Annotated in this window: 20 protein-coding genes; 4 read left to right on the top strand and 16 right to left on the bottom strand. The window is 63.8% G+C overall.

What is annotated here, in order from left to right; genetic code table 11:
- Nucleotides 1–179 precede the first annotated feature (179 nt).
- Nucleotides 180–1,103 carry a helix-turn-helix domain-containing protein gene (locus GEV01_RS25520; RefSeq protein ID WP_235914584.1) on the top strand — a complete coding sequence of 308 codons (924 nt, stop codon included), beginning with the start codon at nt 180–182 and terminating at the stop codon, nt 1,101–1,103.
- Here GEV01_RS25520 and GEV01_RS25515 read toward each other — a convergent pair.
- On the bottom strand, nt 1,096–1,629 hold the full coding sequence (locus GEV01_RS25515) for a chromate transporter (protein ID WP_152808415.1): 534 nt from the start codon (nt 1,627–1,629) through the stop codon (nt 1,096–1,098). The genes GEV01_RS25520 and GEV01_RS25515 overlap by 8 nt on opposite strands.
- Nucleotides 1,626–2,180, bottom strand: a complete 555-nt coding sequence (locus tag GEV01_RS25510; RefSeq protein ID WP_152808413.1) for a chromate transporter — start codon at nt 2,178–2,180, stop codon at nt 1,626–1,628. Before GEV01_RS25510 ends, GEV01_RS25515 begins: the two co-directional genes overlap by 4 nt.
- A 92-nt stretch (nt 2,181–2,272) precedes the next feature.
- Between GEV01_RS25510 and GEV01_RS25505 the strand changes: the two genes are divergently transcribed.
- Nucleotides 2,273–3,163 (top strand): LysR family transcriptional regulator, encoded by an 891-nt coding sequence (locus GEV01_RS25505; protein ID WP_152808411.1) that lies wholly within the window; start codon nt 2,273–2,275, stop codon nt 3,161–3,163.
- 94 nt (nt 3,164–3,257) lie between these two features.
- On the opposite strand, the gene secF is transcribed toward GEV01_RS25505, so the two are convergent.
- The 5 genes from secF to queA all read right to left on the bottom strand — a co-directional run bounded on the left by secF (nt 3,258) and on the right by queA (nt 8,861).
- Nucleotides 3,258–4,280, bottom strand: a complete 1,023-nt coding sequence (gene secF / locus GEV01_RS25500; RefSeq protein ID WP_152808410.1) for a protein translocase subunit SecF — start codon at nt 4,278–4,280, stop codon at nt 3,258–3,260.
- Nucleotides 4,281–4,293: 13 nt separating this feature from the next.
- On the bottom strand, nt 4,294–6,156 hold the full coding sequence (gene secD / locus GEV01_RS25495; RefSeq protein ID WP_152808408.1) for a protein translocase subunit SecD: 1,863 nt from the start codon (nt 6,154–6,156) through the stop codon (nt 4,294–4,296).
- Nucleotides 6,157–6,222: 66 nt separating this feature from the next.
- Entirely contained in the window at nt 6,223–6,558 is a 336-nt protein-coding gene (gene yajC / locus GEV01_RS25490) for a preprotein translocase subunit YajC (RefSeq protein ID WP_328595621.1), read from the bottom strand.
- Nucleotides 6,559–6,684: 126 nt separating this feature from the next.
- Complete coding sequence (gene tgt / locus GEV01_RS25485; RefSeq protein WP_008452978.1) at nt 6,685–7,824, bottom strand: tRNA guanosine(34) transglycosylase Tgt; 1,140 nt, start codon at nt 7,822–7,824, stop codon at nt 6,685–6,687.
- 8 nt (nt 7,825–7,832) lie between these two features.
- Nucleotides 7,833–8,861, bottom strand: coding sequence for a tRNA preQ1(34) S-adenosylmethionine ribosyltransferase-isomerase QueA (queA, locus tag GEV01_RS25480; protein ID WP_070272270.1), 1,029 nt, complete (start codon nt 8,859–8,861; stop codon nt 7,833–7,835).
- A 129-nt stretch (nt 8,862–8,990) separates the two neighbouring features.
- On the opposite strand from queA, the gene recG reads away from it, so the two are divergent.
- Complete coding sequence (gene recG, locus GEV01_RS25475; protein ID WP_070272269.1) at nt 8,991–11,057, top strand: ATP-dependent DNA helicase RecG; 2,067 nt, start codon at nt 8,991–8,993, stop codon at nt 11,055–11,057.
- 115 nt (nt 11,058–11,172) lie between these two features.
- Here the strand turns inward: recG and GEV01_RS25470 are convergent, their stop codons facing one another.
- The 6 genes from GEV01_RS25470 to GEV01_RS25445 form a co-directional block, all read right to left on the bottom strand.
- Nucleotides 11,173–12,387: an MFS transporter gene (locus GEV01_RS25470; RefSeq protein ID WP_152808406.1), complete on the bottom strand. Its 1,215-nt coding sequence runs from the start codon at nt 12,385–12,387 to the stop codon at nt 11,173–11,175.
- A 70-nt stretch (nt 12,388–12,457) separates the two neighbouring features.
- On the bottom strand, nt 12,458–13,453 hold the full coding sequence (locus GEV01_RS25465; RefSeq protein ID WP_152808403.1) for a Gfo/Idh/MocA family protein: 996 nt from the start codon (nt 13,451–13,453) through the stop codon (nt 12,458–12,460).
- Nucleotides 13,454–13,497: 44 nt separating this feature from the next.
- Nucleotides 13,498–14,295, bottom strand: coding sequence for a DUF3025 domain-containing protein (locus tag GEV01_RS25460; protein ID WP_328595620.1), 798 nt, complete (start codon nt 14,293–14,295; stop codon nt 13,498–13,500).
- A gap of 3 nt (nt 14,296–14,298) precedes the next feature.
- On the bottom strand, nt 14,299–15,351 hold the full coding sequence (gene pyrC, locus GEV01_RS25455; protein ID WP_152808401.1) for a dihydroorotase: 1,053 nt from the start codon (nt 15,349–15,351) through the stop codon (nt 14,299–14,301).
- A gap of 73 nt (nt 15,352–15,424) precedes the next feature.
- Nucleotides 15,425–16,861, bottom strand: a complete 1,437-nt coding sequence (locus GEV01_RS25450) for an amidohydrolase family protein (RefSeq protein WP_152808399.1) — start codon at nt 16,859–16,861, stop codon at nt 15,425–15,427.
- A gap of 11 nt (nt 16,862–16,872) precedes the next feature.
- On the bottom strand, nt 16,873–17,598 hold the full coding sequence (locus GEV01_RS25445) for an amino acid ABC transporter ATP-binding protein (protein ID WP_152808397.1): 726 nt from the start codon (nt 17,596–17,598) through the stop codon (nt 16,873–16,875).
- A 217-nt stretch (nt 17,599–17,815) separates the two neighbouring features.
- Here GEV01_RS25445 and GEV01_RS25440 point away from each other — a divergent pair, with 217 nt between their 5' ends.
- On the top strand, nt 17,816–19,069 hold the full coding sequence (locus GEV01_RS25440; RefSeq protein WP_152808395.1) for a dicarboxylate/amino acid:cation symporter: 1,254 nt from the start codon (nt 17,816–17,818) through the stop codon (nt 19,067–19,069).
- Nucleotides 19,070–19,120: 51 nt separating this feature from the next.
- On the opposite strand, the gene GEV01_RS25435 is transcribed toward GEV01_RS25440, so the two are convergent.
- The 3 genes from GEV01_RS25435 to GEV01_RS25425 form a co-directional block, all read right to left on the bottom strand.
- Nucleotides 19,121–19,321: a hypothetical protein gene (locus tag GEV01_RS25435; RefSeq protein ID WP_008453003.1), complete on the bottom strand. Its 201-nt coding sequence runs from the start codon at nt 19,319–19,321 to the stop codon at nt 19,121–19,123.
- A gap of 111 nt (nt 19,322–19,432) precedes the next feature.
- Complete coding sequence (locus GEV01_RS25430) at nt 19,433–20,851, bottom strand: M20/M25/M40 family metallo-hydrolase (protein WP_152808393.1); 1,419 nt, start codon at nt 20,849–20,851, stop codon at nt 19,433–19,435.
- A gap of 14 nt (nt 20,852–20,865) precedes the next feature.
- The gene (locus GEV01_RS25425) at nt 20,866–22,725 is read right to left on the bottom strand and encodes an ABCB family ABC transporter ATP-binding protein/permease (RefSeq protein WP_152808391.1); all 1,860 of its coding nucleotides are present in this window, start codon (nt 22,723–22,725) and stop codon (nt 20,866–20,868) included.
- Nucleotides 22,726–22,746: the final 21 nt, after the last annotated feature.

Raw genomic sequence — 22,746 nt, 5'->3', positions numbered from 1 at the left:
TGGTATGGAAGTTGCAGCAGAATCGAGTATAGGAGCCAGCCAAATGCCAGCGTTATCGAAAATCGGCAAACTTGCGAGGGGCTGGCGGCCAAGGGAAGAAATAACAACAGTGGGAGAAGAATAATATGCACCAGACTGCGACAGAGTTGTTACACAGTGCGCCAGATTTGCGCACTGTGATGGCGCACGACGCCGACGAATTGGCCAGCAAGCTCACCAACTGGCAACAAAGCTATGACCAGATCAGCTCCGGCCTGTTCCGTGGCGCGCTGACCGAACTGCGCCTGCCGCAGCTGCAAGTGTTCCGCGAAAGCCTGAGCCAGTCGGTGCGCCAATCCTGCCGCGTGTGGCCGGACGCCATCTGGTTCGGCCTGCCGGACCACGGCGCCGCCACCCGCATCAACGGCCGCCAGACCGCCGCCGACTGGATTATGGTGCAGCCAGGCAACGTTGAGTTCGAACTGGTAACACCGAGCGCCTACAGCATCTATGGCATCGTCGCCAGCCGCGAGCTGCTGGTGGAGACGGCGCGGCGCTACGGCTGCGAGATCGACTGGCAGCGCGTGCAGTCGGCCGAACTGTTGCAGGTGGATGCGCAGGCGCAGGCCCGCTGCCTGCACGTGCTGGGTCAGTTGCTGCCGGCCGAAGGCCTGGGCTGCGCCGAAGGCATGGCCCAATGGCAGGAGACGGTGCTGAGCGCCCTGCTCGACATGCTGGACCACAGCTGCGTGGAGCCGGCGCTGGCCGCCAGCCTGCAACGGCGCCGCCACGTGGTCGCACTGGCGCGCGAGTACATCATGGCGCACCGCAGCGAATCGATCACCGTGCCGGAGCTGTGCGAGCGCGTGCACGTCAGCCGCCGCACATTGCAGTACTGCTTCGAGGACGTGCTGGGCATGAGCCCCATGCTCTACCTGCGCATGGTGCGCCTGAACGGCGTGCGGCGGCAGTTGCAGGACGGCGGCGCCATCGGCGACGTGGCCGGCTCCTGGGGATTGAGCAACTTCAGCCAGTTTTCCAGCGACTACCGCAAGCTGTTCGGCCAATGCCCGTCGGCGTCGCTGCGCTTGCGCTCACGTTCGACGCCGCACTCGCTCAGATAAGGCGCAGCGCACCGGCCAATGCGCCGGCGGCGATCAATATCACCGGATTGATTTTGGAACGCAGCAGTATGAGCGCGGCCGCCAGCGTCAGCGCGTCGGCCTGGATGTCGACATTGGAGATGCGCGTGAACAGCCACGCGGTGGCGGCCAGGAAGCCTATCGAGATCGGTGCGAAGGCATTGCCCAGCGCCCGCGTCAACCGCCCGCCCGCATGCCGCGCCTGCAAGCGGATCGCGGCCAGCGTCAGCAGCGTGGAAGGCAGCAGCACCGCCAGCGTGGTGCAGATGGCGCCGGCCCAGCCGGCGATCAGCCAGCCCACCAGCGATACGAACAGCAGATTGGGACCGGGCGCCGCCTGCGCTATCGCATACGCCGCCGCGAACTGCTCGTTGCTCAACCACTGCTTGGCGTCGACCACGTAATGCCCCACCTGCGGCCCAAGCAGCACGACGCCGCCGCCCACTGCCATCAAGGACATCACCGCGATATGCAGCGACAGTTCCGTCACCGGAGATTGCTCGTTCATTTTTTCTCTCCCACCAAATAAAACGCACCCGCGCCCAGCGGCGCCAGCAGACCGAACACCAGCGCCAGCTGCCATTGCAGCAGGCCCAGTCCGACAAAGGCCAGCGCCAGCAAGGCCAGTTGCAGCAGCGTGCCGCGTGCGTGCCAGTCGGCCTTGGCGAACAGGGACTTGGCCATCTTCACGGCGGTCGCCAGGATCAGGCCCGCCGCGACTGCGGCCATGCCGCGTATCGCGTGGCGGAACACCTCGATCTCGCCAAAGCGCTGGTACGCCACGCCCAGCGCGACCACCACCAGGAAGGGACCGGCGATCATGCCGGCCAATGCCGCCAGCGCGCCGCGCGTGCCGGCGTAGCGGCTGCCCACCATCAGCGCGACGTTGCAGATGGTGGGGCCGGGCAGCATCTGGCTGGTGGCGAGGTACTGCGCGAACTCCTCGGCCGTCAGCCACTTGCGCTGCTCGACCAGCGCCCGGTAGGCGAACGGCATCACGCCGCCAAAGCCCATCAGCGCCAGCCTGGAAAACACCAGGAATATGGTTGATAGCGGCATGATCTTCTCCTTCGGTTTCGATGGGAAGAATTTTCCGCCTCGGAGAAATATAAGTACAATGAATTTATTTGGACCATACATTCATTTTTCTGATGAAAATCGACATACTCGGCGTGCAGGCATTTGTCGCGATTGCGGACTTCGGTGGATTTCAAAAAGCGGCGGAGACGCTGCACATCACGCAGACCGCCGTTACGCAGCGCTTGCGCAACCTGGAGGACTTCCTGGGCGTGATGCTGATCGAACGCACCACGCGCTCCATCGCGCTGACCAGCATCGGCGAGGACTTCCTGCCGCAGGCGCGGCGTCTGCTGCAGGAGCTGTCGTCGACCTTGAGCGAGATACGCGAGACGGGCAAGGCGCAGCGCGGCGACGTGGCGCTGGCTTGCGTGCCGACGGTGGGCATACAGTATCTGCCGCAGGTGATCCAGGCGTACACGGCGCGCTTCCCCGACAACCGCATCAAGATCCTCGACCACGCCTCGTCGCGCGTGGCGGAGGCGGTGCAGCGGCGCGAAGCGGAATTCGGCATCAGCCTGGCGGGCAGCATGCATCCCGACCTGGTGTCGGTGCCGCTGCTGGAGGACCAGTTCGTGCTGGTGTGCCGCGACGATCATCCGCTGGCGAAGCGGCGCTCGCTGACATGGACGCAGATCCAGCCCTACCCGCTGATCTTCTCGGGCGACGTCAACGGCAACCGCGCGCTGCTCGACAGCTACCTGGGCGACAAGAGTGCGGACCTGAACCTGCAATTCCAGTACGACGTGCAGCGCAGCGCGACGGCGGTGGGGCTGGTGGCATCGGGCATCGCCGCCGCCATCGTGCCAAGGCTGGCGATCCTCAAGGGCAGCTATCCGCGCCTGCGCATCATCACGCTGAAGGAGCCGACCATCTCGCGCCAGCTGGTGCTCATCACCCGCAAGGCCGGCCATCTGTCGCCGGCCGCGCAGGCGCTGTACGACATGATCAGAACGGGGCGCTGATCCCGTATTCTTGTAGTCGCCTTTGTCCAGACATAAAAAAATCCCCCAAGGCGTAAGCGCTGGGGGATTCCACTATCGATTCAATAACGTTGTTTTACACTACAGCGCCATCGGTTTCGTCTTTTTCCTTGATAGGCTTGATCAGGTCTTCACGCTTCACGCCCAGCCACATGGCCACTGCGGCGGCCACGAACACAGACGAGTAAATACCGAAGCAGATACCGATGGTCAGCGCGATGGCGAAGTAGTGCAGCGTAGGACCGCCCAGGAACAGCATCGACAGCACCATCATCTGCGTGCAGCCGTGGGTGATGATGGTACGCGAGATGGTCGAGGTGATCGCGTTGTCGATCACTTCATGCACCGACGCCTTGCGCTGCTTGCGGAAGTTTTCGCGGATACGGTCGAAGATAACCACCGATTCGTTGACCGAGTAGCCCAGCACCGCCAGCACCGCCGCCAGCACCGTCAGCGAGAACTCCCACTGGAAGAAGGCGAAGAAGCCGAGGATGATGACCACGTCGTGCAAGTTGGCGACGATGGCCGCCACGGCGAATTTCCATTCGAAGCGCACGGCCAGGTAGATCATCACGCCGATGATCACCATCACCAGTGCGTTCAAGCCGTTCTGCGCCAGTTCGTCGCCGACCTGCGGGCCGACGAATTCGACTTTTTGCAGCGCGACGGTTTCAACGCCGGCAGCGTCCGTGCAAGCGGATTTGACCACGTGCTCGCCCTTGGCGCTCACGGTGTCGATCTGCTTGGTGGCGCCCTGCTCGGCCGCGCACAGCGTGTTGAACACCAGCAGCGACGCATCCTTCGAAGTGACCGACTTGATCACCGGCAGGCGCAGCATGACGTCATGCGCGGTGCCGAAGCTGGTCACTTCCGGCTGCTCGTAGCCGATCTTCTCCAGCGAGTGACGGATCTGCTCCAGCTTTGCAGGCTGCTGGTACTTCAGCTCCATCACGGTGCCGCCGGTGAATTCCACCGACAAGTGCAGGCCTTTGTGGATCAGGAAGAACACGGCCGCGACGAAGGTCAACGCGGAAATCACGTTGAACACCAGCGCGTGGCGCATGAACGGTATGTCTTTTTTGATGCGGAAAAATTCCATGTGAACCCCTGAGTTATTTCAAACCCGGTACCCAAACGGTACCGATGGCGATCGATTGCAGCTTCTTCTTGCGGCCGTACCAGAGGTTGACCACACCGCGCGAGATGAACACGGCGGAGAACATCGAGGTCAGAATGCCCAGGCAGTGCACCACGGCGAAGCCGCGGATAGGACCGGAACCGAACACCCACAGGGCGATACCGACGATCAGCGTGGTCACGTTGGAGTCGATGATGGTGGCCCATGCGCGGTCGAAGCCCGCCGCGATGGCCGCCTGCGGCGTGGCGCCGGAACGCAGCTCTTCGCGGATACGCTCGTTAATCAGCACGTTGGCGTCAATCGCCATACCCAGCGCCAGCGCGATAGCGGCGATACCAGGCAGGGTCAGGGTCGCCTGCATCAGCGACAGCAATGCCAGCAGCAGCAACAGGTTGCAGGCCAGGGCCAGCACGCTGAAGAAACCGAACATCATGTAGTAGGCGATCATGAAGATGGCGATGGCGGCAAAGCCGTACATCGTCGAATGCAGACCCTTGTTGATGTTCTCGGCGCCCAGTTGCGGGCCGATGGTGCGTTCTTCGATCACGTCCATCGGTGCGGAGAGCGCGCCGGAGCGCAGCAGCAGCGCCAGCTCGGCGGAGTTCTCCGCATTGCCCATGCCGGTGATCTGGAAGCGGCTACCCAGTTCGCTCTGGATGGTGGCGACCGACAGCACTTCCGGCTTGCCTTTTTCGAACAGCACGATGGCCATCTTCTTGCCCACGCGTTCGCGGGTGGCGTCGCGCATCTTGCGGCCGCCGTCGCCATTCAGGTCGATGCTGACCGCTGGCTGCTGGTTCTGGTCGTAGGTGGCGGTGGCGCTGGAGATGTAGTCGCCGCTCAGTACCACGTCCTTGGTCAGCACCACAGGCACGGCCTTGCCGACGGTGAACAGCTCCGAGTTGAACGGAATCGCCGCCGTCATTTCGGTGCCCGGCGTGATGGTCTCGTCGACCATGCGGATTTCCAGCGTCGCGGTGCGGCCGATCACGGCGCGCGCGCGCGCCACGTCCTGCACGCCAGGCAGCTGGACCACGATGCGGTCAGGGCCTTGCTGCTGGATGATAGGCTCGGCCACGCCCAGCTCATTCACGCGCTTGGACAGCGTGGAGATGTTCTGCTTGACGCCGTCGTCGATGGTCTGCTTGAGCGCGACCGGCTTCAGGCTGACCGTGGTTTTCAGCGCATCGCCTTCGCCGGCATCGACGAACAGCAGGTCGGTCATCTGGCCTTGCAGTACGTCCTTGGCCTTCTGGCGGGTAGCGTCGTCGCGGAATTTGATTTCAATGGTGTCGCCCACGCGGTCGATGCCGGCGTGACGCACGTTCTTGTCGCGCAGCAGGCTGCGCGATGCGGCCTGGATGCCTTGCACGCGCTTGGTCAGCACGGCCTTGGTATCGACCTGCATCAGGAAGTGCACACCGCCGCGCAAGTCGAGGCCGAGGTACATCGGCAGCGCATGCAGGGCTTGCATCCATTTAGGCGTATCTTTTTGCAGGTTCAGCGCGACCAGGTAGGTCGGATCGGCCGGATCGGCGTTCAAACCTTTTTCCAGCACCGACTTGGCGCGGAACTGGGTGTCCGGATCGGCGAAGCGGGCGCGCACGGAAGCGTAGGTGCCGGTGCCGTCGAAGGCGATGCCGTTGTAGGCGATGTTGGCGCCCTTGAGCACCGCTTCCACCTTGGCGCTCATTTCGGACGACATCTTGACGGTCGATTTGCCGCTCGTGACTTGAACCGCAGGCGATTCACCGTAGTAGTTGGGCGCGGTGTACAGCGCGCCCAGCAGGACGGCGACTACGATCAGTATGTATTTCCAGAGAGGATAGCGATTCATATTGTTCAACGTTCAGTGTTAGGCGTCGGATGCAATACGGCCCGCGCAGTGCGGGCCGGGACCAGATTACAGCGCCTTCAGCGTGCCCTTAGGCAGCAGCATGGTGACGGAGTTCTTCTGCACCGTCATTTCGGCGCCGCTGGAGATTTCCAGGGTCACGTACAGGTCGGTCACTTTGGAGACCTTGCCCAGCACGCCGCCGGCGGTGACGACTTCGTCGCCCTTGGCCAGCGCTTCCATCATGGCCTTCTGTTCTTTGGCGCGCTTCTGCTGAGGACGGATCATCAGGAAGTACATCGCGACGAACATCAGGATCAGCGGCAGGAAGCTGCCGAGGTTGCCGCCCAGGCCGAGTGCGTCGAGTGGGGAAGCCGATTGGGCGTAAGCGTTGGAAATGAACACAGGTGACTCCGATAATAGTTTGAAAAAATAGCGCTGTATTCTAGCACTGGCCGGAAGGCGCTAGGTCTTCCGGCTATGTGGGTGGCATAAATCTTTTTACAAGACTTACAACACTTTTAGTTAATGTCAGACGCCGCGCGCCCGGTCGGCGTGGAATTGCAGGGTCCAGGCGTGGAAGCGGTCTTCATCCAGGGCCTCGCGCATCTGGCGCATGATGTCCAGGTAGTAGTGCAGATTGTGGATGGTGTTCAGGCGCGCGCCGAGGATTTCCTGGGTGCGGTTCAGGTGGTGCAGGTAGGCGCGCGAGAAGTTGCGGCAAGCATAGCAGGAGCAGGTGCTGTCCAGCGGTTCCTTGTCTTCCTTGTAACGGGCGTTCTTGATTTTCACGTCGCCGAAGCGGGTGAAGATCCAGCCGTTGCGGGCGTTACGGGTCGGCATCACGCAGTCGAACATGTCGACGCCGTTGGAAACACCGTTGACCAGGTCTTCCGGCGTGCCCACGCCCATCAGGTAGTGCGGCTTGTTGGCAGGCATTTTCGGGCCCACGTGGGCCAGGATGCGCATCATGTCTTCCTTCGGCTCGCCGACCGACAGGCCGCCGATGGCCAGGCCAGGGAAGTCGATCTCTTCCAGCTTGGCCAGCGATTCGTCGCGCAGGTTCTCGAACATGCCGCCCTGGACGATGCCGAACAGCGCGTTCGGGTTCTCGCCGCGGTGGAATTCATCCATCGATCGTTGCGCCCAGCGCAAGGACATGCGCATCGACTTTGCCGCCTCATCAAGAGTTGCCGGGCGGTTGTCGATTTCATAAGGCGTGCATTCGTCGAACTGCATGACGATGTCGGAGTTCAGCACGCGCTGGATCTGCATCGACACTTCCGGCGACAGGAACAGCTTGTCGCCGTTGATCGGCGAGTTGAAGTGCACGCCCTCTTCCGTGATCTTGCGCATCGCGCCCAGCGAAAACACCTGGAAGCCGCCGGAATCGGTCAGGATGGGTTTGTCCCAGCCCATGAAGTCGTGCAGGCCGCCGAACTTGGCCATCACGTCGTTGCCCGGGCGCAGCCACAGGTGGAAGGTGTTGCCCAGGATGATCTGGGCATCGATTTCCTTCAGCTCCAGCGGCGACATCGCCTTGACCGAACCGTAGGTGCCGACCGGCATGAAGATCGGGGTCTGGACCACGCCGTGGTTCAGTTTGACTTCGCCGCGGCGGGCCTTGGTCAGACCGCTGCTATCGGTCTTGTGCAGTTTAAATTCCAGCATATTGTTCCTTATTTTGCTCGTGCTTGCGTCGTCAGCAGCATGGCGTCGCCATAGCTGAAGAAACGGTATTCATTGGCGATCGCGTGGGCGTAGGCCTTGCGGATCTCTTCAAAACCGGCGAAGGCCGACACCAGCATCAGCAGGGTCGACTTCGGCAGGTGGAAATTGGTGATCAGACGCGTGACCGTCTTGAACTGGTAGCCGGGCGTGATGAACAGCGCGGTGTCGGCGCTGCCCGCCTCCAGCTGGCCGCTCTGCGACGCCGATTCCAGCGCGCGCAGGCTGGTGGTGCCGACCGCCACCACATCGCGGCCGGCGGCGCGGGTGGCGCGCACGGCATCGACGGTTTCCTGCGGCATGGTGTACCACTCGGTGTGCATCTTGTGCTCGGCCAGTACCTCGGCGCGCACCGGCTGGAAGGTGCCGGCGCCCACGTGCAGCGTGACGTAGGCGAAGTTGACGCCCTTGGCCTTCAGCTCGGCCAGCAGCTTCTCGTCGAAGTGCAGGCCGGCGGTCGGCGCGGCCACCGCGCCCGGTACCTTGTTGAACACCGTCTGGTAGCGGTTTTCGTCGAAGGAGTCGGCGTCGTGCTCGATGTACGGCGGCAGCGGCAGGCGGCCGTGCGCTTCGATCAGGTCGAACACGTCGGCGTCGAAATGCAGGGTGTAGAACTCGCCCGCACGCTCGCCGACGGTGACGTCGAAGGCGTCGGCCAGGCGGATCTTGACGCCGGGACCGGGCGACTTGGAGGCGCGTACCTGGGCCAGCACGGTGCGGTTGTCCAGCACGCGCTCGACCAGCGCCTCGATCTTGCCGCCGCTTTCCTTGACGCCGAAGAAGCGCGCCTTCAGCACGCGGGTATCGTTCATCACCAGCAGGTCGCCGGCCTGCAGCAGGCCGACGATGTCGGCGAACTGGCGGTCGATGATCTGCGCGCCGTCCAGGTGCAGCAGGCGGGAAGCGCTGCGGTCTGGCAGCGGGAATTGCGCAATACGCTCTTGCGGCAAGTTAAAATCGAAATCGGAAAGCGAATACATGGGCGGACTTCTGGAAACTGTTGAAGAAAATTCGGGTAGGCCCGATGGCGGTGCAAGTCGTACAATACCGGCGTTGCTTTGCTGCGGCCAACCCTCTATTTTACGCTAGTGCCCGAAAAACGCTCCAATATGCCTGTTTCAACCTCCAAACCCGTCAAAAAGACAGTCAGCCCGGAAGCCAAGCTGGCCAAGCTAGGCCTGCACACCGATATGGACCTGGTGCTGCACCTGCCCATGCGCTACGAGGACGAAACCCAGGTTATCACCATCGAAGAGGCCCGCCTGCACGGCGGCGAGACCTCCCAGGTCGAGGGCGTGGTGGTCAAGAACGAGATCACCTACAAACCGCGCAAGCAGCTGCTGGTGCACATCGCCGACGAAAGCGGCGACCTGCAGCTGCGCTTCATGAACTTCTACGGCAGCCAGGTCAAGCAGCTGGCCGAAGGCACGCGGGTACGCGCGCGCGGTGAACTGAAACACGGCTTCTTCGGCGCCGAGATGGTGCACCCGGCCTACAAGGTGGTCAACGAGGGCGCGCCGCTGCCGACCTCTTTGACGCCCGTGTATCCGTCGGGCGAAGGCCTGTCGCAGCCGATACTGCGGCGTGCCATCGGCGACGCCATGAAGCGGGTCGACTGGACCGATACGCTGCCGGCCGATCTGCGCGCCGCGATGCAGCTGTCCGATTTTGAGCCGGCCGTGAAGCTGCTGCACTACCCGCCGCAGCAAGTGGACGAGCATGCGCTGGCCGACCGTTCGCATCCGGCGTGGACGCGCATGAAGTTCGACGAGCTGCTGGCGCAACAGCTGTCGCTGAAACGCGCGCAGCGGGCGCGCCGCTCCAAGGGCGCGGCGGCGCTGAAGACGGTCGGCCAGTTGTCCGAACGCTTCCAGGCCGCGCTGCCGTTCAAGCTGACGGGCGCGCAGCAGCGCGTGCTGAACGAAATCCGCGCCGACCTGCGCCATCCGTATCCGATGCAGCGGCTGCTGCAGGGCGACGTCGGCAGCGGCAAGACGGTGGTGTCGGCGCTGGCGGCCGCGCAGGCGATCGACAGCGGCTTCCAGGCCGCGCTGATGGCGCCCACCGAAATCCTCGCCGATCAGCACTTCCGCAAGATCGCCGCGTGGATGGAGCCATTGGGCGTCAAGGTCGCGTGGCTGACGGGCAGCTTGAAGAAGAAGGACAAGCTGGCCGCGTATGCGCTGATCGAATCGGGCGAAGCGCAGCTGGTGATCGGCACGCACGCGCTGATCCAGGAAGCGGTGAACTTCGCCAACCTGGGACTGGTGATCGTCGACGAGCAGCACCGCTTCGGCGTGGGCCAGCGGCTCACCCTGCGCAACAAGGGCGTTGAAGGCGCGATCCCGCACCAGCTGATGATGTCGGCCACGCCCATTCCGCGCACGCTGGCGATGACCTACTACGCCGACCTGGAAGTATCGGTGATCGATGAGCTGCCGCCGGGCCGCAGCCCCATCGTCACGCGCGCTGTCGACCAGAACCGGCGCGACGAAGTGATCGAGCGTGTGCACGCGGCGGCGCTGGAGGGACGGCAGATCTACTGGGTCTGTCCGCTGATCGAGGAATCGGAAGCGCTGCAACTGCAAACCGCCACCGACACCCACGCGCTATTGGCCGAAGCCCTGCCGGACCTGAACGTGGGCTTGGTACATGGCCGCCTCAAGCCGGCCGAGAAGCAAGTGGTGATGGACGCCTTCAGCGCCAACGAAATGCAGGTGCTGGTCGCGACCACCGTGATCGAAGTGGGCGTGGACGTGCCGAATGCGTCGCTGATGGTGATCGAGCATGCGGAGCGTTTCGGCCTGTCGCAGCTGCACCAGCTGCGCGGACGCGTGGGCCGGGGCACGGCGGCCTCGGTGTGCCTGCTGCTGTATCAAAGCCCGTTGGGAGGCGTCGCCAAGCAGCGCCTGATGACGATGCGCGAAACCACCGACGGCTTCGAGATCGCTCGGCGCGACCTGGAGATCCGTGGTCCCGGCGAATTCCTCGGCGCCCGTCAATCGGGCCAGGCGATGCTGCGCTTCGCCGATCTGGAAACGGACGGCTGGCTGGTCGACCAGGCGCGCGATGTCGCCCACGACCTGCTCCACGCCGACACCCCGGAAAAAGCCGCCACCGTCGAAGCCCACCTGGCCCGCTGGCTCGGCGGCCGCGAAGAGTTCCTCAAGGTCTAAAAGCAGAGATAGATGCGGTTGGCGAGGTCCAGCATGAAATCCGGCGTCAGATAGGCCATGAACACCAGCGCCAGCACCACGGCGCCGGCTGCGCGGAGCAGCCAGGTTTTCATGGCTAGGCCGCTTTCAGCTCGCCCCGCTCCAGGGCGCGCTCGTTGATCGGCAGGTTGATCAAGCCGGCCATCACGCTCAGTCCAATCGCGATGCCCCACACGATGTCGTAGCTGCCCAGCTTCGCAAAGAGGTAGCCGGCCAGCCACACGCCGATGAAGCTGCCCACCTGGTGCGAGAAGAACACCACACCCGCCAGCATCGACATGTGCTTGACGCCGAAGATGCCGGCGATGATGCCGTTCGTTAGCGGCACCGTCGACAGCCAGATGAAGCCTATCGCCGCCGCGAACACGTACACCGAGTACGGCGTCAATGGCGCCAGCAGGAACAGGCCGATGACGACGGCGCGCGTGAAGTAAATCGACGACAGCAGGTAGCGCTTGGGGAAGCGTCCACCCAGCTTGCCCGCGTAGTAGGAACCGAAGATGTTGAACAAGCCGATAAGCGCCAGCGCCAGCACCGCCACGCCCGGACTGGCGATGCCCTTGTCCTTCAAGTAGGCCGGCATGTGCACGCCGATGAACACCAGCTGGAAGCCGCACACGAAATAGCCAGCCACCAGGAACAGGAAGGAGCGATTGCCCACGGCCTCGCTCATCGCCTCGCGCACGCTTTGCTGCGGGCCGCTATGCTCCACCGCAGGCTCGCGCAGGTGGAAGGACATCGGTATCATCAGCAGCACCACCAGCGCGGCCAGCAAATAGAAGGCCTGCTGCCAGCCGACTGCGGAAATCAGCTGCTGCTCGACCGGCATCATCAGGAACTGGCCGAAGGAGCTGGCCGCGCCGGAGATGCCGAACGCCCACGAGCGCTTTTCCATCGGCGCCACGCGGCCGATGATGCCGCTAACCGCGCCGAACGCGGTGCACGCCAGCCCCAGTCCGATGAAGACGCCGGAGCCGATCACGAACAAGGTGGGCTGCGTCACCAGCGCCATCCACACCAGCCCCGCCATGTAGCTGACCGCGCCCACCAGTACCACGCGCATGGTGCCGAAGCGGTCCGCCGCCATGCCGGCGAACGGGCCGAACGCGCCCCACAACAGGTTCTGCAAAGCCAGCGCCAGCGAATAGGTTTCACGCGTCCAGCCGTTGGCTTGCGAGATAGGCTGCATCCAGAAGCCGAAGCCGTGGCGCACGCCCATCGCCAGCGTCAGGACGACGCCGCTGGCCAGCAGGACGGTTTTAAGAGAGGGAGCGCGGGTGGCGACGAACATGATAGGGTCCTGATTGTGGAAACGACATCTGTCGATTCTAACCAGTTCCCGCAACCCGCGCTTGAAGGCCCTAAATGTCGAAGGTGTATTTCAGGCCGATCTGCGCGCGGATGGCGTCCAGCGTGCCCATGATGGACAGCGTTTCCTCGTGCGGCATCACCGGACTTTCGATCAGGCCGGCGCGGATGCAGCGCCCCACTTCCTGCGCTTCATGCGTGTAGCCGTTGCCGCTGCGAGGCAGGTTGATGGTGCGCTCGCTGCGCGAGGCGCCGTCCACCAGCGTGACGGTGATGGTCTCGGTGTTGTGGAAGCGGTCGTGCAGGCGCACGAAACCCTTGGTGCCGGAGATCGTCAGCTCGGTCGGCGTGCGCGAACGCAGGCTGCACGCGCACGACGATACGCCGCCGTCCTTGTGCACCAGAGTGAACGCGGTCTGCATGTCGACGCCGGTGGCGGCCATCTCCGCCTGCGCCTTCACGCCCGTGACCGGACCAAGGAAGAACGACGCCATCGACAAGGGATAGATGCCCAGGTCCAGCAGCGCGCCGCCGCCCAGCTCCGGCGCGAACAGGCGGTGCTCCGGTCCCGCGTCCGAGGTAAAGCCGAAATCCGCGCTGACATTGGCCGGCACGCCGATCTCGCCGCTGTCGACGATGCGCTTGGCCTCCACCACGGCCGGCATGAAGCGCGTCCACATCGCCTCCATGACGAACAGCTTCTTCTGGCGGGCCAGGTTGATGATGTCCTCGGCCTGGCGGCGGTTCATGGTGAACGACTTCTCCACCAGCACGCCCTTGCCGCCGTGGAGGCACATCAGCGCATTCTCGTGATGCATGGGGTGCGGCGTGCCGATGTAGATGACATCGACCTCGGGATCATCCGCCAGCGCCTGATAGCTGCCATGCGAACGTTCCGCACCGTATTCGGCGCCGAACTTGGTAGCGCTATCTACACTGCGCGAAGCAACGGCGGCCAGCTTGGCGCCGGGCGTGTCCTGCAAAGCGGTGGCGAAGGCCTTGGCGATCTTGCCGGTGCCGAGTATCCCCCAACGAATTACCTGCGTCATGGCGTGCTCTTTCTGCCGCGTCGGCGGCGAAGTCGGTTGAAAATCTATTTTACCGCCGGTGCGCGCTTGGGGCGGAACACCGTTGCGTCGTCGTAGAACGCGTCGTCCTGATCCGGCCACCACCCCGGCACGCCCAGCGCCTGCATCGGCATGAAGTCGGCGGTGCTGAGGCCATGCTCGGCCAGCTCCTGCGCCACCTTGGCGTCGATCCAGTGGCGGCGGGCGTCGTGGTCCATCGTGAAGAAATCGTCGCCCGCCACAACCACCCGTGTGTGGGCGGTGATCGCCTTGCGCGGTGCGACCAGCTTCTCCATCAGCGCGTGGCCGAACAGCCAGACCTGCGCCTCCGGCCCGAAGCTGGCGCGCTGCTCGACAAAGGCTGCGCGCCATTGATGATCGCGCAAGGCGGCGATCAAGGCGTGGCCGGCGGCGCTGTCGCGCACCACCAGCAGCGCGGCGTTCTCGTCGAAGATGGTGGCGCCGTCGCGCGCGGGGCCGCGCGATTTGCCGACGCCGTCCAGCGCGATCTGCGCCGCCTGCAAGGCGTTCAGCTGCACTTTGATGCGCGGGAAGCTAAGCCATACCAGGCCGTTGAAGAAGTCGTGCAGATTGTCCCGCGTGGGCACGCAGCCGGTGGCGCCGATAAAGGCTTCATAGGCGGTGCCGTCAGGCAGGGATTCCTGCGGCACGAAGGAGATCGGCAAGTCCAGGTGATTGCGCAAGCCCAGTGTGGCGGCTCGCGCATTGAACGTGTCCATGAAGGGCACGTCCGCCGACAGCTGGCCGGCCGCGGCGCGTATCGAGTCGTACCACGGACGCGGCCAGTCTATCGCTTGCAGCACTGCTTATACCATTTTCCAGTTGATGGTTTCGCCGGCGTTGAGCGGCACCACATGCTGGTCGGCCAGCGGCAGGGTTTCCGGCAGCGTCCATTGCTCGCGCTTGAGCGTGATGGTGTCGGTATTGCGCGGCAGGCCGTAGAAGGCCGGGCCGTTGAAGCTGGCGAAGGCTTCCAGCTTGTCCAGCGCGCCGGCGCGTTCGAAGGCTTCGGCATACAGCTCCATCGCGTGCAGCGCGGTGTAGCAGCCGGCGCAGCCGCAGGCGGCTTCCTTGGCGCCCTGCGCGTGCGGCGCGGAGTCGGTGCCGAGGAAGAAGCGCTCGTCGCCGCTGGTGGCGGCCGTGACCAGCGCCAGGCGGTGTTCTTCGCGCTTGAGCACCGGCAGGCAGTAGTAGTGAGGACGGATGCCGCCCTTGAAGATGTCGTTGCGGTTGTACAGCAGGTGATGCGCGGTGATGGTCGCGGCGATCGGGCCTTCGGCTTCCGCCACGTACTGCGCGGCGTGCTTGGTGGTGATGTGTTCGAAGACGATGTTCAGCGCCGGGAAGTCGCGGCGCAGCGGACGCATCACGCGTTCGATGAAGACGGCTTCGCGGTCGAACAGGTCGATGTCCTGGTCGGTGACTTCGCCGTGGACCAGGAAGGGCATGCCCACTTCCTGCATCATCTCCAGCGTCTTGTAGCAGTTGGACAGGTCGGTCACGCCGGCGTCCGAGTTGGTGGTGGCGCCGGCCGGATACAGCTTGACCGCGTGGACGATGCCGCTTTCCTGGGCGCGCAGGATCTCGTCCGGCGGCGTGTTGTTGGTCAGGTAGAGCGTCATCAGCGGCTCGAACTTCATGCCAGCCGGCAGGGCCGCGATGATGCGGCTGCGATAAGCCTCGGCAGCGGCGGTGGTGGTGACAGGCGGCTTCAGATTGGGCATCACGATGGCGCGGCCGAACTGGCGCGCGCTATGCGGCAGCACGCTGGCCAGGGTGGCGCCGTCGCGCAGGTGCAAATGCCAGTCGTCGGGACGGGCGATGGTGATGCTGTCTGGGGTGTGTTCGAGGTCGGACATGGCGGCGGGCTTTCAGGCTATCAAAGACGAATACCGCCATTTTACCCTCTTGCGCCGCCGGCCCGACAGTCCACTACTGTGCCGCGACCCAGGCCTTGGTTTCGGCCAGCATCCGGTCGAGGCGCGCGCGGTCGTAGACTTGGCCTCGGCTGACCACCGTGCGGATCTTGCGGGTGGCGGCGATATCCTGCAGCGGATTCGCATCCAGCACCAGCAGGTCGGCCACCTTGCCGGCCGCCAGGCTGCCGTAGCGGTCCAGATGACCAAGGAAGCGCGGGCCGTTGATGACGGCCGTCTGCAAGGCCTGCACCGGCGTCAGGCCGTACTGCACGTACAAGCCGATTTCGTCATGCAGCGCCTGGCCCGGATAATCGTAGGAATTCAAAAAGCCCGCATCCGTGCCGGCGATGATGCTCACGCCTTCCTGCGCCAGCAACGGCAGCAGCGACGCCGACTTCTCGAAGATCGCCTTGCGCTGCGCGATCGCTTCCGCGTTGTCCTGCGCGGCGCGCTGCACGCGCCAGTCGTAGGTGGCGCGCAGGCCTTTGCCGATGTACTGCAAGGCAGGATCGTGCGAGTGATCGTCGCGGTCCAGATAAGCCACCACACGCGACACCGACAGCGTCGGCACCACGGCCGTGCCCTTGGCCGCCATGTAGCGGAACGACGCGCGCGCGGCCGCTTCGTCGTAGGTTTGCAGGCTTTGCTTCATGGCTTCCTTGCCGGTCAGCGTGCCGGCCGCCACTTGCGCGGTCAGCTCGGCCTCCTTCGGCGTCGAGGAGCGCAGCAGGTAGGATTGGTGCTCCACCGTGCCCAGGCCCGCGTCGAACATCTGCGCCAGCGTCAGTTGCACCGGAATGTGGCCGGAGGTGCGCATGCCGCGCTCCTTCGCCTGCCGCAGCGCTTCCAGGTAGATCTCCGGCTTCAGCGTGTTCTCGGTGATTTTGACGAAATCGACTTTCTGCGCCTGCAGGCCATCCAGCGCCTTGCTCACCTCCTCCGGCGTGCCGACTTCGATGGTGCCCTTCCACAGCGGCTTGTAGCCTTCCAGCTTGGCGCCGGAGGTGAAGATGGTCGGCCCTTCCAGCTGGCCGGCCTGGATCTGGCCGCGCCAGGCCAGCACCGTGTCCGGCAGGTCGCCCGAGCAGTCGCGCACGGCGGTGATGCCGTTGGCCAGGTACAGCGCCAGCAGATGCTTGTTCTCTTCGATCAGGGCCGGGCCGCCGCCGAAGTGCACATGAGTGTCCCACAGCCCCGGCATCAGGTATTTGCCCGGGAGGCGGATGGTCTTTTTGGCAGCATAGCCGGACAGCTGGCGGTCATCGACCACGGCGACGATGGTGTCGCCCTTCAGCACGACGGACTTACCCTTGACGGCCTTGCCGCCCGCCACGTCGATCAGCGTGGCCTTGGTCAGCACCAGGTCGACGGCGATTTTATCGGCTGCGTGGGCGGCGCCCAGCAGTCCCAGCGCCAGCAGGGCGCCGGCGAGTGGTTTGAGAATTGTCATAAGTGTATTTGTTAGTGGATGATGCGCGCCAGGAAATCCCGCGCCCGTTCCGAGCGCGGCGCGCCGAAGAACTCGTCCTTGCTGCAATCCTCCAGGATGCGGCCCTGGTCCATGAACACCACGCGGTTGGCCACTTTGCGGGCGAAGCCCATTTCATGCGTGACCACCATCATGGTCATGCCCTCCTGCGCCAGGCCGACCATCACGTCCAGCACTTCATTGATCATTTCCGGGTCCAGCGCCGAGGTGGGCTCGTCGAACAACATGGCGATCGGGTCCATCGACAACGCCCGGGCGATGGCCACGCGCTGCTGCTGGCCGCCGGACAGCTGGCCGGGGAACTTGTCCTGCTGCGCCAGCAGGCCGACCCGGTCCAGGTAGCGCAGGCCGCGCTCGGTGGCCTCGTCGACGCTGCGGCCCAGCACCTTGACCTGGGCCAGGTTCAGGTTGTCGCGGATGGATAAGTGGGGAAACAGCTCGAAATTCTGGAAAACCATGCCGATCCGGGCCCGCAGCGCCGGTAAATCGGTGTTTTTGGCGCCGACGGAGATGCCGTCGACCCTGATTTGCCCCTCTTGGAATGGCTCCAGGCCGTTGACCGTCTTGATCAGCGTCGATTTGCCGGAGCCGGAGGGGCCGCAAATCACCATTACATCCCCCTTCTCCACCCGGGTACTGCACTCGCCCAGCACCTGAAATTGGCCATACCACTTACTGACGTTGTTGATTTCGATCATATGTACGCTGAATAAAAAAACCGGCCCGAACCCGCGTGGGCGCGGCCCTACATGCGCTTGACAGCGCCTCTGCCCACAAGGATACTGCGGAACTTGCCAATAGTTTCATCAGCCGGACCATAAAATACCGGTTGCAGCCAATGCAGAACCACAGCAGCGGCGGACACCCCGCCCTCTGCGCAGGCCCAGAGAGACACTACCACAGGAAACGCACACCATGCAGAAACAAAGCCGATTGACCACCTACATCCTCGTCGGACTGGCGCTAGGCATCTTTGCCGGCTACCTGGCCAACACCAACCTGGCCAAACCGGTCGAATTCGCCGACTACATGTCGCTGATCACCACGCTGTTCCTGCGTCTGATCAAGATGATTATCGCCCCGCTGGTGTTCTCCACGCTGGTCTGCGGCATCGCCAAGATGGGCGACGCCTCCGAAGTAGGCCGCATCGGCATCAAGACGCTGGGCTGGTTCTTCATCGCTTCGGTGATGTCGCTGAGCCTGGGCCTGGTGCTGGTCAACCTGTTCCGTCCGGGCGACGCGCTGCTGGGCCACATGGCCGCCACCACCGCCAAGTCTGACCTGGTTGTGACGGGCCTGACGCTGAAGGAATTCGTCACGCACCTGGTGCCTTCCTCCATCGTTGAAGGCATGAGCAAGAACGAAATCCTGCAGATCGTGATCTTCTCTCTGTTCTTCGGTTCGGCCGCTGCGGCGGTTGGCGAAAAAGCCAACGTCATGGTCGCCGCGCTGGACGGCGTGGCCCACGTGATGCTGAAAGTTACCGGCTACGTGATGCAGTTCGCACCGATCGCCGTGTTCGCGGCCGTGTCGGGCGTGATCGCCAAAAACGGCCTGGGCGTGCTGTCGACCTACGGCGTGTTCATGGCCGAGTTCTACTTCGGCATCGTCTTGCTGTGGGCGCTGCTGATCTTCATCGGCTTCGTGTTCCTGAAGGGCCGCATCTTCGGCCTGATCAAAGAACTGCGCAGCCCGGCGCTGCTGGCTTTCTCGACCGCGTCGAGCGAAGCGGCGTATCCAAAGACCCTGGAAGGCCTGGAGCGTTTCGGCGTGCGTAACCGTCTGGCCGCGTTCGTGCTGCCGATCGGTTACTCGTTCAACCTGGACGGTTCGATGATGTACTGCACCTTCGCCACCGTGTTCATCGCGCAGGCTTACGGCATCGAGATGTCGCTGGGCCAGCAGATGACCATGATGATGGTGCTGATGCTGACCTCCAAAGGCATGGCCGGCGTGCCGCGCGCCTCGCTGGTGGTGATCGCCGCGACGCTGGGTCAGTTCAACATTCCGGAAGCGGGCATGCTGCTGTTGCTGGGCATCGACCACTTCCTCGACATGGCGCGCTCCGCGACCAACGTCATCGGCAACGGCGTGGCTACTGCAGTCGTCGCCAAGTGGGAGGGCGAACTGGCCGCTCCCGGTGAGGTTGAGTTGGTCAAAGCCGCGTAACCAAACATCGCGCACCAACGAAAAGGCCACCGCGAGGTGGCCTTTTTTTCGTCACAACCAAGTACGCTTGCCCTCAGGCTTGGCGCCCATCTCGCGCAATCTGCGCCGCAATCGCACATTGTCGATAAGGACGGACACCAGCGTCACTAAAATGATGACGTTGAAAGCCTCGTTGCCGAAAAACCTGAAGAACAAAGCTGCGCCACCCGCGCAAAGCAAGCCGGTAATCAATAGCAGCAAACCATCTTTCATTGGCTTCTCCTCGTTTGCCCTCTGCGGAAATACCATCGGAGCGTAGCCTGGGTGGCCATGATGCGCCTTGCGCCGCCTCAGAGCAAGCAGGCGGAACAAGGCGCGTTGGGCTTAGTTCTGACCGGCGTAGACTTTCACCAGGTCGTACAGGAAGGTGCGGCCTTCCATCAGCGACTGCACGCCGATGTATTCGTTCAGGCCGTGGATGTTGCCCAGGTCCGGCGTCAGGAAGATGCCGCTGATGCCGTAGGTCGGAATGCCGGCCGCGTTCAGGAACTGGCCGTCGGTGGCGCCCGATTGCAGGATAGGCAGCACCGGCACGCCCGGCCACATCTTCGCGGTCAACTTCTCAACCGGCTCCATGATGGTGCGCGTCAGTTCCGGCGGCGCCGAGTTCTCGCCGCGGATTTCCAGCGTCTCCACCTTCACCATAGGATCGCCGATCGCCTTCACCAGCGCCTCACGCACCGTCTCCTGCGTCACACCAGGGAAGATGCGGCAGTTGATGTTGGCGCGTGCGCGCTGCGGCAGCGCGTTGGTGGCATGGCCCGCGTCGAGCATGGTCGCCACGCAGGTCGTGTGCAGCATCGCGCCCCAACTGGTGTCGCGGCCGGAGACCAGCGCCACCGCCTTGGCGTCCTTCGGATTCTTCACCACCGCCAGCATCGCCGCCGCCACGTCCTTGTGGCCTTCCGCCGCCTGGATCTTCGACATGCCGGTCAAGTAACCACGGCTGCCGTCGGCCAGCTGAATCGGGAAGGTATAGCCTTCGATCTTCTTCAGCGCGCCGGCCAGGTGGTAGATCGCGTTGTCCTTCTGCGGACGCGAACTGTGGCCGCCGCGATTGGTCACTTCCAGCCGGTAGTTCTGCGACACCTTCTCGCCTGCCTGCACCGTCATCGACACGCGCTTGCCCGCCGCATCAAGCTCGCCGCCCGCGCCTTCGTTGATGGCGAAACCGGCGTCGATCAGTTCACGACGGTTCTTGGTCAGCCACTCCGCGCCGTTGAAGGCGCCGCCAGTCTCCTCGCCGCAGGTCAGCGCCATCTTCAGCGTGTGGCGCGGCACATAGCCTTCCTGCTTGAAGCGCACCAGCGTGTCCGCCCAGATGGCCGCCTGCGCCTTGTCGTCCACCGCGCCGCGCGCGAAGAACTTGCCGTCTTCCTCGATCAGCGTGAACGGATCGCGCACCCAGTCCTCGCGCTTGGCTTCCACCACGTCGATATGCGCCAGCAGCAGTATGGCTTTCGCCTTCGGATCGCTGCCCGGCATGACGGCCACCAGCCCGCCCTCCTTCGGATGCGCAGGATCGGCGAACAGGTGCAGCTCCGAGTCGGCGAAGCCCGCCGTCTTCAGGCGCGCGGCAACCCGCTCGGCCGCCAGCGTGCAGCTGCCCGACGACAGCGTGGTGTTGGTTTCGACCAGCTCCTTGTACAGGGCGCGGAACTGCTGTTCCGTTGGGTCGGCATACGCATTCTGAACACAAGCCATCAAGACAGTTGCTGCACCCAGCGCAAAACGAGACTTCATAGTCGCTTCCTTATTTAGACTGCATCCACAACGTCGTCGGGCGACGACGCCAACTCTTCATCGGCCTTGGCCTGCTGCCGCTGCCACATCTGCGCGTACAAGCCATCCGCCGCCAGCAGCGACTGGTGCGTGCCACGTTCGACGATGCGACCGTGGTCCAGCACCAGGATCTGCTGCGCATCAGCTACCGTGGACAGGCGGTGCGCGATCACCATCGTCGTGCGGCTCTTGGCGATTTCCTTCAACTGCGCCTGGATCGCCTGCTCGGCCTTGGAGTCCAGCGCGGACGTGGCTTCGTCGAAGATCAGGATGGCGGGATTCTTCAGCAGCGTGCGGGCGATCGCCACGCGCTGCTTCTCGCCGCCGGAGAGCTTGAGACCGCGCTCGCCGACCATCGTCGCGTAACCGTCCGGCAGGCTGTCGATGAAGTCGTGGATCGACGCTGCGCGCGCCGCCGCCACGATCTGCTCCTTGGTCGCGCCGGGCTTGCCGTAGGCGATGTTGTATTCGATGGTGTCGTTGAACAGCACCGTATCCTGCGGCACGATGCCGATCGCGTGGCGCAGCGTGTCCTGCGTGACGGCGCGCAGATCCTGGCCGTCGATGGTGATGCTGCCGGCGTTGACCTCGTAGAAGCGGAACAGCAGACGCGATAAGGTCGACTTGCCCGAGCCGCTGTGGCCGACCACCGCCGTCGTCGTACCCGGCGCGATGGTGAAGTCGACGTCGAACAGGATCTGGCGCTTGGATTCGTAGCTGAAGTCCACATGGTTGAAGCGCACCTCGGCACCGCGTGTTGCCAGCGGCTGTGCGTCCGGCGCGTCGGCCACTTCGCGGTTCTGGTCCAGCAGCGCGAACAGCTTCTCCATATCCGCCAGGCTTTGCTTGATCTCGCGGTAGATCACGCCGAGGAAGTTCAGCGGGATGTACAGCTGGATCATGAAGGCGTTCACCAGCACCAGGTCGCCCAAGGTCATCTTGCCGTCGATGACGCCCTGCGTCGCGCGCCACAGGATCAGCGTGACGGCGGTAGCGATGATCAGCGACTGCCCGGTGTTCAGCAGCGACAGCGATGTCTGCGATTTGACGGCGGCCGATTCGTAGCGCTGCAAGCCTTCGTCATAGCGCTTGGCCTCGTAGTCCTCGTTGCCGAAGTACTTCACGGTCTCGTAGTTGATCAGCGAATCGATGGCCTTGGTGTTGGCCTTGGAATCGAGGTCGTTCATGGTGCGGCGGAAGTGCGTGCGCCAGTCGGTGATGAAGATGGTGAACGAGATGTACGTCACCAGCGCGACAAAGGTAATCACCGAGAACCAGATGTCGTAGTGCGTGACCAAGTAGCCCAGCACCAGCGTGATCTCCACCAGCGTCGGCAGGATGTTGAACAGCGTGTAGGAGATCAGCGAACCGACGGCACGCGTGCCGCGTTCGATATCGCGCGTCATGCCGCCGGTCTGGCGGTTCAGGTGGAAGCGCAGCGACAGCGCGTGCAGGTGGCGGAACACCTGCAACGCGATGGTGCGCACGGCGCGCTGCGTCACGCGCGCGAACAGGAACTCGCGCAGCTCGGTGAACAGCGTGGTCGATACGCGCAGCACGCCGTAGGCCACCAGCGCGCCCAGCGGCAGCACCAGCAGCGCCTGCGGATGCGAGGGCGAGACGCTCAAGCTGTCGATCAGGCTTTTCATCACCACCGGCACGCCGACGTTGGCCAGCTTGGCGCCGACCAGGCAGCCCAGCGCCAGCAGCACGCGCCATTTGTAGACCCACAGATAAGGGAAGAGTGTTTTCAGCGTCGCCGTGTCGCTGCGCGGGGGCGCGGCATTGCTGGCGTTGGCTGGCGGAGTGTTCGGGGAGTACGTAGTACGTCGCATGGCGGATGTCGGCTTTTTATG

Source organism: Rugamonas rivuli (assembly GCF_009380165.1).
GTDB classification, from domain to species: Bacteria; Pseudomonadota; Gammaproteobacteria; order Burkholderiales; family Burkholderiaceae_D; genus Rugamonas; species Rugamonas rivuli.
This window is presented reverse-complemented; position numbering and strand designations above follow the sequence as displayed.

Coding starts and splice junctions, on each gene's coding strand:
- GEV01_RS25520 (WP_235914584.1), top strand. CDS start 180: ATGGCGCACGACGCCGACGAATTGGCCAGCAAGCTCACCAACTGGCAA.
- GEV01_RS25515 (WP_152808415.1), bottom strand. CDS start 1,629: ATGAACGAGCAATCTCCGGTGACGGAACTGTCGCTGCATATCGCGGTG.
- GEV01_RS25510 (WP_152808413.1), bottom strand. CDS start 2,180: ATGCCGCTATCAACCATATTCCTGGTGTTTTCCAGGCTGGCGCTGATG.
- GEV01_RS25505 (WP_152808411.1), top strand. CDS start 2,273: ATGAAAATCGACATACTCGGCGTGCAGGCATTTGTCGCGATTGCGGAC.
- secF (WP_152808410.1), bottom strand. CDS start 4,280: ATGGAATTTTTCCGCATCAAAAAAGACATACCGTTCATGCGCCACGCG.
- secD (WP_152808408.1), bottom strand. CDS start 6,156: ATGAATCGCTATCCTCTCTGGAAATACATACTGATCGTAGTCGCCGTC.
- tgt (WP_008452978.1), bottom strand. CDS start 7,824: ATGCTGGAATTTAAACTGCACAAGACCGATAGCAGCGGTCTGACCAAG.
- queA (WP_070272270.1), bottom strand. CDS start 8,861: ATGTATTCGCTTTCCGATTTCGATTTTAACTTGCCGCAAGAGCGTATT.
- recG (WP_070272269.1), top strand. CDS start 8,991: ATGCCTGTTTCAACCTCCAAACCCGTCAAAAAGACAGTCAGCCCGGAA.
- GEV01_RS25470 (WP_152808406.1), bottom strand. CDS start 12,387: ATGTTCGTCGCCACCCGCGCTCCCTCTCTTAAAACCGTCCTGCTGGCC.
- GEV01_RS25465 (WP_152808403.1), bottom strand. CDS start 13,453: ATGACGCAGGTAATTCGTTGGGGGATACTCGGCACCGGCAAGATCGCC.
- pyrC (WP_152808401.1), bottom strand. CDS start 15,351: ATGTCCGACCTCGAACACACCCCAGACAGCATCACCATCGCCCGTCCC.
- GEV01_RS25450 (WP_152808399.1), bottom strand. CDS start 16,861: ATGACAATTCTCAAACCACTCGCCGGCGCCCTGCTGGCGCTGGGACTG.
- GEV01_RS25445 (WP_152808397.1), bottom strand. CDS start 17,598: ATGATCGAAATCAACAACGTCAGTAAGTGGTATGGCCAATTTCAGGTG.
- GEV01_RS25440 (WP_152808395.1), top strand. CDS start 17,816: ATGCAGAAACAAAGCCGATTGACCACCTACATCCTCGTCGGACTGGCG.
- GEV01_RS25435 (WP_008453003.1), bottom strand. CDS start 19,321: ATGAAAGATGGTTTGCTGCTATTGATTACCGGCTTGCTTTGCGCGGGT.
- GEV01_RS25430 (WP_152808393.1), bottom strand. CDS start 20,851: ATGAAGTCTCGTTTTGCGCTGGGTGCAGCAACTGTCTTGATGGCTTGT.
- GEV01_RS25425 (WP_152808391.1), bottom strand. CDS start 22,725: ATGCGACGTACTACGTACTCCCCGAACACTCCGCCAGCCAACGCCAGC.